This window comes from Aurantiacibacter flavus (assembly GCF_039710615.1).
GTDB classification, from domain to species: Bacteria; Pseudomonadota; Alphaproteobacteria; order Sphingomonadales; family Sphingomonadaceae; genus Alteraurantiacibacter; species Alteraurantiacibacter flavus.
Window position 1 is genome coordinate 329,707 of record NZ_JBDLBR010000001.1, and the last position, 15,048, is coordinate 344,754.

The window sequence follows — 15,048 nt, forward strand, 5'->3', positions numbered from 1 at the left end:
TCATACCACTGGGCGGTCCAGGTGGCATTTAGGATCAGCGGCGAGGCCCTCATTGCGGTTGAACTGCACCGTTGGCAGGATATTGAGCAACTGGTTCACGTCACCCGAAGCAGGGATGCGGGCCTCGATTTCCTCGCGTTCGATGGTCGAGGTGCCGCTGTCGTTGCCGGTGCCGATCCCATAGGCATCGTCAACGCGTTCGCCCTCGGGCACGGCCTCGGGCAGCATTTCGACATCCTACGCCGCAGCCACGGAGGGGAAGGCCAGCGCGCAGTTCAGCGCCAGCAGGGAACTATCGGTGATACGCATGGTGGACCCTCACTCGCATTGTCATTGGTGTTGGCAGTGCCGCTGCCGTCACATAAATAACAATGCAAGGCGCTCGCATTGCGTTCGAGACCAGGTGGAGCGTGCCAGTCGGTGCTCAGCACATCGTGAAAGGGGCGTGCATTGTCTACGAGATCGGGATGGTGGCCTTCCTCGGCGACGGCGACGCCTTGCGCGCCCACGCCTGCGGAGCGAACCACGGGTACAGCGGGAGTCGAAGCTTCCCCGGAAGCCGTGGCTTCCTGCGCCAATTGAGCGGCTGGCCCCGGTAAGCGAAGTGTCGGCCTTGGCCGGGGTTGGGTCGTGATGGGTAACAGCATCTCTTCAGCTGCCGGTGCAGGGTGGCTTTGTGGTTCTGGCCGGGGCAGTGTTGGCGATGTGGGTGCGGCAGGCTCGGGATTGGCCACGGAGAACGTTGTGAGCGCCTCTGGCCTTTCGCCTGACACGCCATCCTTGCCATGGATCGCCAGCAACGAGGCGAGCAGCGTTGCGCTCAGCCCGATGGCAAGAAGCACGCCCCCTCTGCTCGGCAGGCCCCGGAGCGCCCTCATAGCGTTTCGTAGGAGGCGCTTTGGCATGAGGGGAACAATGCTCCGGCTCCCATTCATGGTCCGGGACGCGCATCGGTATTCCAGTCTGCGCAAACATGACCCACGCCTGTCAGGTGATCTGAGTATAAAATACTATTGCGATTAATGTTCAAAAAGATCCGAGCGCGGGACAATTGCCTCCCGGATGACGAGCGGCTCGCTTGCGCTTAGCTGCTCACAACCAGATAGACGATCATAACCAGCCCCGTACCGATCAGCGCGAGGTTGAGCCATCGCCAGCGCCCGGTGCCCTGCCACATCCCGACAAAGGCTGCCCTCGGGCGTAGCGCAACGCTGCGCTCGCGCGTTATGCGCAGCGAATAGATCGCCGCGCCTGACACGGCGAGGGCTGTCATCAGCAGGCCGAAGGTGAACCAGATCGCCTTGGTCCAGTAGCCTCCGAAAGTGCCGAAATGCAGCGGGTCGGCCATCTCGCTGATGCGTTGATGAAGCGACAGGTCACGCCCGTCGGTGATCAGCTTGACCCGATTATCCCGCACGTCCACCCAGACGGCGTTGGCGCGGGGGCGGACCAGCATTGCCTCGTTCTGTCCCTGTAATTGCAGCAATGGGGTATCGGCATCGGGCAGCATCGCTGCCTCGACGCGCAGGCACGGTTGGGCGGAAAGGCCAGCGGCAAAAGCCGCGGTGAGACCGGTCTCGGCTAGCGGCGCGCCCGCCGTACCATCCTCGAACTGTGTCTGCGGCGGTGCATCGAGCCCGAGGCTCTCGGTCAGATACCAGAGCCCGGTGACCGAAATCAGCGCCACGAACCACAGCGACCAGACCCCCGCCAGCCGGTGAAAGTCGCCCCACCAGGTCCGGGCATCGCGGCGGCGCAGCGGCTTGGCAAAGCCGCGCCACCAGCGCTTGTAGACTACGAAGCTCGACACCAGGCTCACCAGCAAGAGGATCGCCAGCGAGGAGACGATGGGCACGCCGATCTTCGTTGGCAGGTTGAGATGACGGTGTAGGTTGCGCAACACGCGCGCGGCACCCGCCCAAGGCCCGGTGCCCTGAATGGCGCCGGTGGAGGGGTGGGCATAGAGAAACCCCGGATGCCCATCATCGAACTCGACCGTTACCCTTGCGGCAAAGGCTGCGGCGGGCGGAGCCTCGATGATCGATACCGCGCTGACGCCGGGATGGGCGGCGGCGTTCTCGGCGATCTGCGACCAGGCCACCGGCCCCTCTACGCTTGATGGGGTGACCCGGAAGGCAGGCTGGGCGAGCCAGTCGATTTCCTGGCTCACCACCGCCAGCGTCCCAGTGAACAGGACGAAGGCCATGAACAAGCTGAGTTTCAGACCCACCCACTGGTGCACCTGCCACCAAAGGCGTGCGGCCTTGGGCGCGGGTTTCGCGCGTATGCGAGGCTCGCCCGCACTGGCCCGCGCCGTTGCCATCAGAACGCGTAACCCACCTCGAGGAACACCGAGCGCGGCTCGCCGGGGAAGTGGCCGGTGCGGTCGATGAAGCCCGAAGCGGCATAGGTGGTGTCGAACAGGTTATCGACCCGCAGCATGGCGCGGTAAGGTCCGGTCTCGTAAATCAGCGAGGCGTCAAAGATCATATAAGGATCGACCCGCTGGCCGCTGATGCTCACGCGGTCGGAGACGTAGTCGCCGCCGAGCGCGGCGGCCAGGCCGAGCGCTGGGAACTGGTAACGGGTCCAGAAGCCGAGCGTGTGTTCCGGCGCATTGGCAAAGCGGTCGCCAATGTTGTTGCTGAATCCGCCGCCGCCGTTGTCTCCGGTGATCCGCGTGTCGTTGTAGGCGTAGGCAAGCGTCATCACCCAGTCGGGTGTGATGTCGGTCGCGAGATCGAATTCGATTCCCTTGCTGGTAATCTCGCCGATCGCGAGCAGGTCGTCCACTCCGTCATTGCCCACATCTCCCTGCGGGTCGGCCTGCAGGATATTGGTGCGCCGGATCCGATAGGCCGACAGCGAAGACTGAATGCGCCCGCCGAACAACGCCGTCTTCACCCCGCCTTCGAAGATGTCACCGGTGGTGGGTGCGAAGGGGCCGCCAGCAAGCGGGGTCTGATCCGAGGCGTCCTGCGGCTCGAAGCTGGTGGCATACTGGCCGAACAGGCTCACCTCATCGGTCACGCGATAGACCGCACCTGTGCGATAGGTGGTCTCGCTGTCTTCGTAGACGGTGCCATCGGCATCGTCGCGGAAACTGTCGCGGCGGATACCTCCCACCAGGATCAGGTCTCCGATGGTGAGTTCGTTGAGCAGGTAGAATCCAGTGCGCCGCGAATCGGTGAGGGTGATCCTGTAGGCTCCCTGATCGTAGGTCGCCGGATCGGACTGGCCGTAGACCGGATTGAACAGACTTAGCGGGCTGGGCAGGCCAGGGGTTACCTCATCACGTCCGCGCAGCGATCGGCCCTGGAAGTACTCGTCGCCCGTGAAATGGTCGAAGCCCACCAGCACGCGGTTGTCGATCAAGGGCGAGAAGGTGTGCGACCACACCGCGTTGCCACCAAAGGACCACGATTCCTCGCTGCGCCGCTGATCGCGGAATTCGCGGATGGTGGCGTCGATCACCCCGTCGCCATCGGAATCGAACAGACCGCGCGGCTCGTGGTAGTTCTGCACCTCGGTCGCCTTGTTGTAGCGTGCCGTCGCATCGAAAGTGAGGCCGGCGACCGGCTCGGCCTCGATCCGCGCCTGCACCACGTCGGATTCGAGGTTGAGAAAGTCGGACGGTTCGTTGTGATTCCATTCGCGGTCGGTGAGGAATTCGCCGTCGTCGTCCACCGGCACCCCTCGCAGGCGATTGGCGTCCAGTTCCTGATCGTAGTGTGTAGCCTGAAGGATCAGCCTCACCGGGCCAGGATCATAAGCCACGCCACCGTCGGCAATCAGCGTGCGCGACCCGGCGTTATAGCGGAAGGTGCCGCGATCTTCGTAAAACACGCCGCCACGAGCGGCGAAGTCGCCACCGAGCGGCGCATTGATTTCGGCCGAACCACCATAACGATCCTCGTTGCCGACAATCGCGCGGACGTTCCCGCTGAAACCTGACATATCGGGGCGCTTGGTCACATAGTTGAACAGGCCACCCGGCGCACCGGGGCCGTAGAGCATCCCGGTCGGGCCCTTGAGAAATTCGACGCGCTCGACGTTGAACAGCTGTGGCACGGCAAAGCCTGCGTAGGGATCACCACGCAAGCCATCGTAGAAGATTTCCTCTTGGCGGAAGCCGCGCGCCGTAACCCCGGCATAGCTGAAGAAGCTCACGCCAGATATGTTGCGATAGAGGTCCTGAGCATCGCGCGCGCCCTGATCCTCGATCAACTCGCGGGTGATGGAGGTGACCGAAAGTGTGGATTCAAGCGGATCGGTGGGCAGCTTGCCGCTTGTGGTTTCCTCGACCCGATAGAGCTGCTGAGCGCGGCCGGTGACGATGATGGTGTCGCCTTTTGCCGATTCGGCTTCACCTTGCTGTTGTGCGAGTGCGGGTGTGGCGGTGAGTGCGGATGCGAGCAACAGAACGCGCGCAAATGAGTGGTGAGGACGATTCAACGAAAAAGCTCCCTGTCTTGATGAGGGGGCTCTGCCACTATTGCGACGCATACGCAATTACAGATGAACTCGCGGAGATTCGAATTGTTGGATGAAGGGGTGTGTTTCAGACGCTGGAACTGATTCTGTTGGGGTTGCGCTCGTCCAGGTTCGTCATGCCGAACGATGTGTCCTGTCCCCCGTGGCTGCGCAGCAAGTTCATTCTGGCATGACTAAAGAGGGTTCGCGACGGGGCCAGGATGGCCTTGTGGAATGTCCATCAAGGCCCGTTCTGCTTCCATACGGTCATTTCGCCACGGCAAGGCGCCTTCATAACTGCCATCGACCACCTGACCAGACGTGACCGAATTGGTTATGGCTCTGGCAGTCTTGGCAAGAGTCTTTTCTGGACCTCGCTCGAATATCTCCACCTTTTCCACCTCACCGCCAAGACCATCTATTTGCTATTTGGCCTTCGTCGGGCACCTGACTTAGCAAATGAAGGAGACCGGAGCCGACACCCGCGCCAACCGTATCGGCACTGTCCTTCGCGAAGTCGGCTGGGGAGTGCTCGAAGGTTCTTTGATCTCCCGTGAAGACATCATCGCGCCCGGCCGCATCTTCGCTGGGGCGAGCGCGAAATTGCGCTCTCCGCCGATTGTGTCCTGACTTGCTAGGGGCACCACATAGCGGTGGTCGAGGCTGAACGCGCCGGGCTTGCCCGCACGGCTTGGGTCGGACAGGCGAAAGACCATGTCCGCCGTCTTGAAACCCGCTTGGCCCGCTCGACCAAGGGGCTCGGCTGGTATGGCATAGACATGAACACCGGGAGGAAGGTGATCACGACCTTCCTTTCCCCTCACCAGGTGAACTGTGGCATCGCTGCTTCCCGCAAGGCAATGACTGTCGCGAGCGGTTCGGTACGGTGCCGTTCGAGACCAGCGGCTGCAAGTGGCAGCCGCGCTATCACCAGCACAACGCCATCGCCGCCGTGCTCGAAGCGGTTGCCAAGGGCGATAAGCGCAGCTTGTATGGTTTCAAGGGTGAGGGGCCTCTCAGGCGGCCAGCAATTCGTCTGCCGGTCCGAAGAATTCATAGTGGATTCGGCTCGCCGCTACACCAGCCTGCGAGAGCGTTGCAACCGCGTGACGCAGAAAGGCGCGGGGGCCGCAGATGTAGTAGTCGGCCTCGGCAATGGGCGTGTTGGCCACCAGCCATTCGTCAGTGATGATTCCAGCGATGTCATAGTCGCGGCCTGCCACTTCGTCGCCCAGCGGCTGCTGATGAAAGTCGGTGACGCTGACCGAACCGGCGCTCGCCGCCAGTGTCCGGACATGATCGCACATGGCGTGGGTGGTGCGGTCATGCGTGCCGTGGACATAGTGGATTGGCGTGGTGCCTCCCTTCGCCACGAGCGCCTCGAGCATCGCGACCATTGGCGTTAGCCCCACTCCGCCTGACAGCAGCACCACCGGCCGCTCGCTCGCATCATCAAGGAAAAACTCGCCTGCAGGAGCTGCAACCTTGAGCCTGGTGCCAACGCCGGCAGTATCGTGCAGCCAACCCGAGGCCAAACCTTGCGGTTCGCGCTTGACCGAGATGCGATAGCTCTCGCCATTGGGCGCGGCCGAAATCGAATAGTTGCGCTTCACTGGCGCATGGCCGGGAATATCGAACGAGAAGGTCAGATACTGGCCCGGCTTGTGCGCCATTACGGGGAGCCCATCGGCGGGACGTAGGGTGAACGAGGTTATGACCGCGCTTTCCGGCACGACTTCAACCACTTCGAACTCGCGCCAGCCGCTCCAGCCGCCTTCGGCGGTGCGCTGGTCGGTGTAAAGCCGATCTTCACGCGCGATCAGAATATTGGCGAGGAACCAGTAAGCTTCGCCCCAGGCCGCGAGAATATCGTCGGTCGCCGCATCGCCCAGCACCGCCTTGATCGCGCCGAGCAGTGCGTCGGCGACATAAGGGTAGTGCTCTGGCAGGATCTGCAAACCGACATGCTTTTGCGCAATCCGCTCTACCGCGGGGGCGAGTGCGGCGAGGTTCTCGATATTGCTCGCATAGGCCAGAATGGCCCCGGTCAACGCGCGCGGCTGCGATCCTGCGTCGCCGTGGTGCGACTGGTTGAACAGGGCGGCGATATCGGGATTCTGGAACAGGCGCGCATACATTTCGTGCACGATGGCGAGGCCATGGGCTTCGAGGGCGGGAACCGTGGCCTTGACGAGCGCGATCGTCTGCGCGCTGAGGGGCTGCGACATGGAATTCTCCTGCGAGAAAAACTGGTTTGGGAAGGGGGGCGGTGATCAGAAACCCGGCGGAGGCTGATCCCAGAAATCGACCTGCATTTTCATCGCCCCCACGGGCGTGACGAAATGCGGTTGTTGCGGCTCGATCAGTCCCGGCTGGGCGGGGGTAAGGATCACCTCGCTGGTCGGATCGAGGTAGGTGAGCCGGAGCTCTCCCTCGATCACCTGGATCACTCCCCAAACGCCCGCCTTGGTATCGTGGCGGGCGCGCAGGGCAGCAGGTAGGCTATCCTGATCGAACACAGGGGTGGAGCGATATGGGCCTGGTTCTGACATGGTCAGGCTGCCAGCCGGATATCGTCGGCGTGTTCGGGATAGGGGGCGACGCTCAAGGGTGAAGCCTCGCCTGCCAGTTCGTCGGCAAAGCCGTGGTTGACGTCGCGGTGATGCGCCTCGTCGGCGCGGACCACCAGCACCACGTCGCGCAAGGTGGCCGTATCGGGCAGCTTCCAGTAGCGGCGGGCGATCATGGGGGCGGGCACATCGGGGCTGCGACCTTCATCGATTTCCTTGAGGTAGAGGGTGTAGCTGATCACCGCTTCCTCCTCGAAATAGCCGACCACGCGGTGCGCGGTGCGTGCGCTCACCAGATAGAGGCCGAAGAAGGCGAGATAGAACACCCATTGCACCAGCAGGATCACCAGCCGCTCGAACAGGGATGGCTGGGCGATCTCGATGAAGGTCATCAAGTGCATCCGTTCGTTCTCCGCCTCTTCCATCAAGGTGCGGATCCAGCCGTTGTCACCCTTCATCCGGCGCAGGCACCTGAGGTGGGTGAGGGTGGCCCCGACCATTCCGGGCACGGCGGCGACGGTTTCTAGCACGATGGCACGATGGCCATAGCGCTTGGCGAAGAAGGTATCTGCGCAGAAGCGCAAGACCTTGGTGAAGCCGAGCGCGACCCGGTCACGCATATCGCGCGGGGCGTGATGGACTGTGAGGTCGACCAGCGGAATATCGGTCATGGCAGAAAGCTCCTTTTCAAGCATGGTCCGTCGCGGTTGCTGTCGGGCGGGCGGGCCGGGGGGAAGGTTTGGGGGCTGGCCGGGCATCCAGCCGGAAGAACATCGCGAGCTTGAGGCTTTCGGCGATACGCGTGGCCTTGGCCTGTAGGGCAGCTGCGTCGTCAGGAGCCATGAGTTCGTTCGTGGTGTCAGCCCACAGGGCGAGCCATCGCTCGAACAGGGCAGGGGTGATGCGCTCGCGGTGCTTCATGTGCGCTGGCACGGGCTGGCCCTTGTAGCGCCCGCTGGTGAGCATGATCGAGGACCAGAAAGCGGTCAGCTTCTCGAGATGCTCGGGCCAATCGCTAATGGCGTCGTTGAAGATCGGACCGAGTTCGGCGTCGGCACGGATACGGGCGTAAAACGCGTCAACCAGACGGGCGAGGCCGGGTTCATCGATGTTGAGAGCTGGCATGGCTGCGACTCCAAATCATGTATTATGGATGCATCTATACGGGCATGAAGAAACATGCAATAAGAATACATGATTATTTTCGCGGAGTTTCGATGCGACTGACGCGCTACACCGATTATGCCATGCGGGTGCTGCTATTCCTCGGGCGTCAGCCTGGCGAACTGGCCTCGATTGCAGCCATCGCGCGCGCCTATGGGATTTCGCAGAATCACCTGATGAAGGTGGTCAACGATCTCGTGAACGCAGGCTATCTGGAAAGCGTGCGCGGCCGCAACGGCGGTATTCGCCTTGCTCGCCCACCGCAGCAAATCAACGTGGGCGCGCTAGTTCGCCATACTGAGGACGATTTCGATCTGGTCGGCTGCGGCGCCTGTGTAATCGCTCCGGCCTGCGGTCTCACCAGCGTGCTCGACGAGGCGCTGCTTGCATTCCTCAAGGTGCTCGATGGCTACTCACTGGCCGATGTGCTGGCGCGCAAGGGCGATTTCTCGCACTTACTGGCGCCTGTGGACGCTGTGCAGCAAACTCGGCGCTAAGGCTTCACTCGCGATTCTATTGCCACAGATCGATTGGTTTCCCCCTGTGTGACTGTTGCCGAGCTTTGAGCTGTGCTTGGAAGCGGCCCGGCACCGACCGCCTCGCCGATCAGTAGCAACGCAGGACCATCGCCCAGAGCGGTGCGGGCAGCGATGGTGAGCAGGTCCAGTCGGGTGCGGAACAGCCGTTCGGTAGGGAGGCTTGCGTTTTCTACCATCGCCACTGGAGTGTCTCCAGCGAGACCGGCGGCCATCAACCCGCTCGACACCGCCGCCGCAGCCTGCTTGCCCATGTAAACCGCGATGCTGGCCTGCGGATCGGCCAGTGCCTTCCAATCGAGGTCTGGCGAAGCCCCCTTGCGCAGGTGGGCGGTGACGAAGGTGACCCGCCGCGCCAGCCCGCGCAGCGTGAGTGAGGTGCCCAGGCTTGCTACCGCAGCACTGGCCGCCGTTACGCCGGGGCAAATATGCACCGGCACTCCCGCAGCGCGGCAGGCCACCAATTCTTCTTGCGAGCGCCCGAAAATGGAAGGATCGCCGCCCTTGAGCCGCACAACCCGCTCGCCCGCAAGTGCAGCTTCGACCAGCAGGGCATCAATGGTGCGTTGATCCTTGCTGTGCCGACCCGCGCGTTTGCCCACGCTCACGAGACGTGTTCCCGGCGGAACCAGATCCAGCACGCCGGGTCCAACCAACGCATCGTAGAAAACTACACTGGCGCTACAGATCAGCTTTTCCGCCTTGCGGGTGAGCAGATCAGGATCACCGGGGCCTGCGCCCACCAGCCACACTTCGCCTTGAGCAATCATTCGGCTGCCTCCTTCATGGCATCGAGGTCCGCTTCGAGAAGCCGCGCGATCTGCGGGCGGCAGGAGCCGCAATTGGTGCCCGCGCAGGTGGCCGCCCCCACGGCGGCAACGGTATTCGCCCCGGCGCAGATGGCGGCGCGCACGGCGGTCTCCCCGACATCGTGACACACGCAGACGAGCGGTCCCGCATCGGGCTGCGAGCCAGCGGAGCGGCCCGCCAGCAGCTCGGGCAGCGAGGCCTCGCCGGTGGCGAACTGGCGCACCACCCATTCGCGCGCGGGCAACCGGCCCCTACGCGTCACATAGGCCAGCGCGAGCAGGCTTCCGGCGGCATCGCTCACCGCCAGCCGTTGCATCCCGCGCGCGGGATCGGCCACTTCGCTGACCGTTCCGGCGGGCAGCAAGGCGGCAAGGTCAGCCGCGCCCATGCCCTCGATCTCGGTCAGCCAGCCGCCGACAATGCGCGAGCGGACCCAATAGGCGGCCTGCGGCTGAACGGGCTGGCGCGAGAGCACGAAGGCGCGCCAGTCGCTTGCGACGGGGGCGAGGGCGGCGGGCACGTTCTTGAAAGCAGGCTGGCCGGAGTGCGGATCGGTGTCGGCCACAACCAGCGCGCCGGTGCGCCCCGATGCGGCCATGGCATCGGTCCAGTGCATCGGCACAAACACTTGGCCTTCAGCCTGGCCATCGCTGATAGCGACGCGGTAGGTTGCCGTGCCTGCCGCGGTCGTCACCTGCCCCAGGCCGCCATCGACCAGCCCGGCCTTTTCAGCATCGCCGGGAGAGACTTCGAGCAGCGGCTCGCGCCGGTGCGCCGACAGGCGAGGGGAGAGCCCGGTGCGGGTCATCGTGTGCCATTGGTCGCGATAACGCCCGGTGTTGAGGCTCAGACCATTTCTCGCCAGCCCGGGCGGGCTGATCGGCACCAGCCGCGCCTTGCCCGAGGGCGTGGGGAAGTGCTCGCGCAAAGGGTGCACGCCGCCCCAGCGGAACGGCTCCAGCGCATCGTATTGCGCGTCGGTGATATCCGCCTTGTCGGTCAGATCGAGCACCTTGCCTCGTGCGGCGGCCAGCGAGGTCATCGCCGCATATTCGCGGAACACCGCAGCGGGGCTGGTATAGGCAAAGGCGGACCCGTGCCCCAGCCTTGCGGCCACATCGGCCATGATGCGCCAGTCGGCACGTGCCTCGCCGGGGGCGGGAAAGATCGGGCGCTGGCGGCTCACCGTGCGCTCCGAATTGGTGACGGTGCCGTCCTTCTCACCCCAGGCCAGCGCGGGCAGGCGAACATTGGCGAAGCGCGCGGTGTCGGTATCGGCGATGACATCGGAAACCACCACATTGGGGCAGCGCGCCAGCGCCTCGCGCACGAAGGCGGCATCGGGCATCGAGACAGCCGGATTGGTGGCCATTACCCAGAGGAACTTGATCCGCCCCTCGTGCACCGCGCGGAACATCTCGACTGCTTTCAGGCCGGGCCCCCCACACAAGTTGGGAGCTTGCCAGAAAGCGGAGACCGCCGCGCGTTCCTCGTCCGCAAAGCCGAGATGGCAGGCGAGCATATTGGCCAGCCCGCCCACTTCACGACCGCCCATCGCATTGGGTTGCCCGGTCATCGAGAACGGTCCGGCTCCGGGCAGGCCGATGCGGCCGGTGGCCAGATGCAGGTTGATGATCGCGTTGCCCTTGTCGGTCCCGCTGGCCGACTGGTTGACCCCCATGCTGAACAGCGTGACCATGCGCGGGCTGGCAGCCACGAGATCGGCGAGCCTGCTAAATATGGCCGGCTCGATCCCGTGCGCAGCGGCATCGAGGCCCGCAAGATAGGCTTCGGGCACCTCGCAATGATCGGCCAGATAGGCTTCATCGACCGCCCCGCGTGCGGCCATTTCGGCTAGCAGAGCTGTGAACAAGGCAACATCGCCATCCGGTTTGATCGGAACGTGCAGATCGGCCCGCTCGGCGGTTTCGGTGCGGCGGGGGTCGATCACCACCAGCTTGCAGCCATTGCGCTCGCGTGCGGCTTCGATACGTTGCCAGATCACCGGGTGGCACCAGGCGGTGTTGCTGCCAACCAGCACGATCAGCTCGGCCTCGTCGAGATCGTCATAGGTGCATGGCACCAGGTCTTCGCCAAAGGCCCGGTTGTGCGCGGCGACAGCGCTGGCCATGCACAGGCGGCTGTTGGTGTCGATGTTGCCGCTGCCGATGAAGCCCTTCATCAGCTTGTTGGCGAGGTAGTAGTCCTCGGTGAGAAGCTGGCCCGACACGTAAAAGGCCACGCTGTCCGGCCCGTGCTCGGCAATGCAATTGGCCATCCGCGCGGAGACATCGTCCAGCGCGATATCCCAGATCACACGGGTTTCGCCGATCATGGGATAGATTAGGCGGCCTTCGAGCCCTGTCGTCTCGCCAAGGTGAGTGCCCTTGGAGCACAGCTTGCCGCGGTTGGCCGGGTGGTCCGGATCGCCCGCAATGGCGACCTCGCGCCCTTCGGCGCGCCGGGCAAGCACCCCGCAACCGACCCCGCAATAGGGGCAGGTGGTGCGCACCTGTTTCAAGCCGCGACCCCGCTTTGCGCTACTGGTCCGACCACCGCCTCGCGCAGCAGGAACATGCGCCCTGCGTCCACCTTCATGGGTATGGTCGGTGTGCAACCCTTGTCATCGCCCTGTGCCTCGCCGGTGCGCAGCGATATGCGCCAATTGTGCAAGGGACACGACACGGTGTCCCCATGCACGATCCCTTCGCTCAGCGGTCCGGCCTTGTGCGGACACTTGTTGACGAGCGCATAGAATTCGCCGCGCATGGTATGGAACACCGCGATTTCCTCTCCTCCCGCCACCGGCAGGGTGCGCGCGCTGCCGGGCTGAATCTGGGTGGTCGGGCCGATATCGAGCCACTTGCCGGTAAGCATCAGGCGTTCTCCAGTTGCAGGGGGCGAACTTGCGCAAGGTGCGCGTGCAGGTCGCTCCGTTCGCCAGCCACGCGGGCGGCCCATGGGTCGTCCTGCGAGAATTTCTGCGAATAGCGGAAGCGGCGCGCGAGCTTGCCGACCGCCTCGGGATCGTCGAGCAATTGCGCGCGCACCCAGTCCACGCCCTTGCGCTCGACCCAGGGGGCGGTGCGTTCGAGATAGTGCGCATCCTCGCGGTAAAGCTGGATGAAGGCGGCGCACATTTCCATCGCCTCCTCTTCGGTGGCGACCTTGGTGAGCAGATCGGTGGCGCGCACGTGGATGCCGCCATTGCCACCAATGTGCAGCTCGTAGCCCGAATCCACGCAGACCACGCCGAAGTCCTTGATTGTCGCCTCGGCACAGTTGCGCGGGCAGCCCGAGACGGCGATCTTGAACTTGTGCGGCATCCAGCTGCCCCAGGTCATCCGCTCGATCTTCACGCCGAGCCCGGTTGAATCCTGCGTTCCGAAGCGGCACCATTCCGAGCCGACGCAGGTCTTCACCGTGCGCAGCGACTTGCCATAGGCATGGCCCGATACCATCCCGGCGGCATTGAGATCGGCCCAGACAGCGGGCAGGTCCTCTTTCTTGATGCCGAAGATGTCGAGCCGCTGGCCGCCTGTAACCTTGACCATCGGTGCGTCGTATTTCTCCACCACGTCGGCAATCGCGCGCAGTTCGCGCGGGTTGGTGAGGCCGCCCCACATGCGCGGCACCACCGAATAGGTGCCGTCCTTCTGGATATTGGCGTGGAGCCGCTCGTTGACGAAACGGCTCTTCTGGTCGTCCTCGTATTCGCCGGGCCAGGCGCACAGCAGATAGTAGTTGAGGGCAGGGCGGCAGCTGGAACAGCCTTCGGGCGTGGTCCAGTGCAACTCCTGCATCACCTGCGGCATGGCGCGCAGGCCTTTCTCCACGATATTGCGGCGCACGTCGTCGTGGGTAAAGCTGGTGCACTTGCACATGGGCTTGGGGCCGCTTTCCACCTCAGCGCCCAGCGTGACCGCCAGCAGCCCTTCGACCAGCCCGGTGCAGCTGCCGCAGCTGGCCGAAGCCTTGCAGGTGCTGCGCACGGCATCGAGGCTGTGCGCCCCAGCGTTTATGCAGCCGACGACCTGGCCCTTGGATACGCCGTTGCAGCCGCAGATCTCTGCGTCGTCCGGAAGGGCGGCAACGGCGGCATTAGGGTCCGCAAGGGCGCCCCCGCCCTGGGCAAAGGCTTGCCCGAAAATCAGCGCTTCGCGGATGGGGGAGACATCCTCACCCTTCTTCAGAAGATCGAAATACCACGAGCCATCGGCGGTATCGCCATAGAGCACCGCGCCAACCACCTTGTTGTCGCGCAGCACCACCCGCTTGTAGACCCCGCGCGCCGCATCGCGCAGCACGATGTCCTCGGCCCCTTCGCCGCCGGAGAAGTCTCCGGCGGAAAACAGATCGATGCCCGAAACCTTGAGTTTGGTCGATGTGACCGAGCCTTCATAGCCCTGCGGCGCATCGGTAAGATAGGCTGCGAGGCTCCGGCACATATCCCACAGCGGCGCGACAAGGCCGTAGCACGCGCCGCGATGCTGCACGCATTCGCCCACCGCCAGCACGGCTGGATCGCTGGTTACCATGTGATCGTCGACCATAATCCCGCGCTCGACCGCCAGCCCGGCGGATTTGGCGAGCGCGGTGGCGGGGCGGATGCCCACGGCCATCACCACGATATCGGCCTTGATCCGGGTGCCATCTTCAAGCTCCACGCCGGCCACGCGGCCATCGGCTTCAAGAATGGCCTTGGTGTTGGCGCCGGTGAGAATGGTCTGTCCGCGCCGCTCCAGCTCCTGTCGCAGTAGCCAGCCCGCGGCTTCGTCGAGCTGACGCTCCATCAGAGTGGGCATCAGGTGGACCACGCTCACACTCATGCCGCGCAAGGAAAGACCGTGAGCCGCCTCCAGCCCGAGCAGGCCGCCGCCGATGACCACGGCATGACCACCGCCTTCCGCCGCAGCGACCATCTTGTCGACATCGTCGAGATCGCGGAACGTCACCACGCCGGGCAGGTCGTGCCCGGGGACGGGGATGATGAAGGGGTCCGAGCCAGTGGCCAGCAGGAGCCTGTCGTAAGGCTCCACCCGCCCGGATGCCGAGGTGACGGTGCGGGCGGCGGTGTCGATCGCGGTGACAGGATCGCCGCTAACCAGTGTGATGGCATTATCGGCATACCATTCGGGGCCGTTGATCACGATCTCGTCGAAGGTCTTTTCGCCCGCCAGCACGGGGGAGAGCATGATCCGGTTGTAGTTCACGCGCGGCTCTGCGCCGAAGATGGTGATGGCATAGCGCTCGGGGTCGCGGGCGAGCACTTCCTCCACCGCGCGGCACCCGGCCATTCCGTTACCGATCACGACCAGCCGCTCTTTCAAAGCGCCCGCCGCTGCGAAGCCTGTATTCGCATTCACTGTCTTACCGCTCCTTCCCGCCTGTTGGCGGATCGAATGCGCACGCGAAAAAGCCGCCTGATCGTGCCCTGCGAAGGGAACAATCGGCGGCTTCGTTGCCACGCTGATGAAAATGCGGGGATCGCTTTG

12 protein-coding genes and 1 pseudogene are annotated in these 15,048 nt (G+C 64.0%); 2 read left to right on the top strand and 11 right to left on the bottom strand.

Going from position 1 to position 15,048, the window contains the following annotated elements:
* From ABDJ38_RS01485 to ABDJ38_RS01495, 3 genes are all read right to left on the bottom strand, one after another.
* A complete protein-coding gene (locus ABDJ38_RS01485; protein WP_346783305.1) occupies positions 1-228 on the bottom strand; it encodes a hypothetical protein in 228 nt (75 codons plus the stop codon).
* Between the two features lie 856 nt (positions 229-1,084).
* Positions 1,085-2,242 carry a PepSY-associated TM helix domain-containing protein gene (locus ABDJ38_RS01490; protein WP_346783906.1) on the bottom strand — a complete coding sequence of 386 codons (1,158 nt, stop codon included), beginning with the start codon at positions 2,240-2,242 and terminating at the stop codon, positions 1,085-1,087.
* An 80-nt stretch (positions 2,243-2,322) separates the two neighbouring features.
* A complete protein-coding gene (locus ABDJ38_RS01495) occupies positions 2,323-4,419 on the bottom strand; it encodes a TonB-dependent siderophore receptor (protein ID WP_346783306.1) in 2,097 nt (698 codons plus the stop codon).
* Positions 4,420-4,932: 513 nt separating this feature from the next.
* On the opposite strand from ABDJ38_RS01495, the pseudogene ABDJ38_RS16915 reads away from it, so the two are divergent.
* Positions 4,933-5,464 (top strand): annotated as a pseudogene (locus tag ABDJ38_RS16915) (type I restriction endonuclease subunit R); the annotation flags it as partial.
* Positions 5,465-5,489: 25 nt separating this feature from the next.
* Here the strand turns inward: ABDJ38_RS16915 and hmpA are convergent.
* Genes hmpA through ABDJ38_RS01515 form a run of 4 tightly spaced genes read right to left on the bottom strand, consistent with a single transcriptional unit; the run spans position 5,490 to position 8,168 of the window.
* Positions 5,490-6,701, bottom strand: a complete 1,212-nt coding sequence (hmpA, locus tag ABDJ38_RS01500; protein WP_346783307.1) for an NO-inducible flavohemoprotein — start codon at positions 6,699-6,701, stop codon at positions 5,490-5,492.
* 45 nt (positions 6,702-6,746) lie between these two features.
* Positions 6,747-7,025 carry a TehB family protein gene (locus tag ABDJ38_RS01505; protein ID WP_346783308.1) on the bottom strand — a complete coding sequence of 93 codons (279 nt, stop codon included), beginning with the start codon at positions 7,023-7,025 and terminating at the stop codon, positions 6,747-6,749.
* A gap of 2 nt (positions 7,026-7,027) precedes the next feature.
* On the bottom strand, positions 7,028-7,714 hold the full coding sequence (locus ABDJ38_RS01510; protein WP_346783309.1) for an alternative oxidase: 687 nt from the start codon (positions 7,712-7,714) through the stop codon (positions 7,028-7,030).
* 16 nt (positions 7,715-7,730) lie between these two features.
* Positions 7,731-8,168: a group III truncated hemoglobin gene (locus tag ABDJ38_RS01515; protein ID WP_346783310.1), complete on the bottom strand. Its 438-nt coding sequence runs from the start codon at positions 8,166-8,168 to the stop codon at positions 7,731-7,733.
* 92 nt (positions 8,169-8,260) lie between these two features.
* Between ABDJ38_RS01515 and ABDJ38_RS01520 the strand changes: the two genes are divergently transcribed.
* Positions 8,261-8,704: an RrF2 family transcriptional regulator gene (locus ABDJ38_RS01520; RefSeq protein ID WP_346783311.1), complete on the top strand. Its 444-nt coding sequence runs from the start codon at positions 8,261-8,263 to the stop codon at positions 8,702-8,704.
* Here ABDJ38_RS01520 and cobA read toward each other — a convergent pair.
* From cobA to nirB, 4 genes are read right to left on the bottom strand one after another with little or no spacing between them, the layout of a single operon-like run.
* The gene (cobA, locus tag ABDJ38_RS01525; protein ID WP_346783312.1) at positions 8,701-9,513 is read right to left on the bottom strand and encodes a uroporphyrinogen-III C-methyltransferase; all 813 of its coding nucleotides are present in this window, start codon (positions 9,511-9,513) and stop codon (positions 8,701-8,703) included. The two genes, ABDJ38_RS01520 and cobA, sit on opposite strands and share 4 nt — an antisense overlap.
* Positions 9,510-12,074 carry a nitrate reductase gene (locus ABDJ38_RS01530; RefSeq protein ID WP_346783313.1) on the bottom strand — a complete coding sequence of 855 codons (2,565 nt, stop codon included), beginning with the start codon at positions 12,072-12,074 and terminating at the stop codon, positions 9,510-9,512. The genes cobA and ABDJ38_RS01530 overlap by 4 nt, the downstream gene beginning before the upstream one ends.
* Positions 12,071-12,430 (bottom strand): nitrite reductase small subunit NirD, encoded by a 360-nt coding sequence (gene nirD, locus ABDJ38_RS01535; protein ID WP_346783314.1) that lies wholly within the window; start codon positions 12,428-12,430, stop codon positions 12,071-12,073. Before nirD ends, ABDJ38_RS01530 begins: the two co-directional genes overlap by 4 nt.
* Positions 12,430-14,919 (bottom strand): nitrite reductase large subunit NirB, encoded by a 2,490-nt coding sequence (gene nirB / locus ABDJ38_RS01540; RefSeq protein WP_346783315.1) that lies wholly within the window; start codon positions 14,917-14,919, stop codon positions 12,430-12,432. Before nirB ends, nirD begins: the two co-directional genes overlap by 1 nt.
* Between the last annotated feature and the right edge of the window lie 129 nt (positions 14,920-15,048).

Bases quoted from the DNA above. Each gene is read 5' to 3' on its own strand.
- ABDJ38_RS01485 (WP_346783305.1), bottom strand. From the start codon at position 228: ATGCTGCCCGAGGCCGTGCCCGAGGGCGAACGCGTTGACGATGCCTAT.
- hmpA (WP_346783307.1), bottom strand. From the start codon at position 6,701: ATGTCGCAGCCCCTCAGCGCGCAGACGATCGCGCTCGTCAAGGCCACG.
- ABDJ38_RS01505 (WP_346783308.1), bottom strand. From the start codon at position 7,025: ATGTCAGAACCAGGCCCATATCGCTCCACCCCTGTGTTCGATCAGGAT.
- ABDJ38_RS01510 (WP_346783309.1), bottom strand. From the start codon at position 7,714: ATGACCGATATTCCGCTGGTCGACCTCACAGTCCATCACGCCCCGCGC.
- ABDJ38_RS01515 (WP_346783310.1), bottom strand. From the start codon at position 8,168: ATGCCAGCTCTCAACATCGATGAACCCGGCCTCGCCCGTCTGGTTGAC.
- ABDJ38_RS01520 (WP_346783311.1), top strand. From the start codon at position 8,261: ATGCGACTGACGCGCTACACCGATTATGCCATGCGGGTGCTGCTATTC.
- cobA (WP_346783312.1), bottom strand. From the start codon at position 9,513: ATGATTGCTCAAGGCGAAGTGTGGCTGGTGGGCGCAGGCCCCGGTGAT.
- nirD (WP_346783314.1), bottom strand. From the start codon at position 12,430: ATGCTTACCGGCAAGTGGCTCGATATCGGCCCGACCACCCAGATTCAG.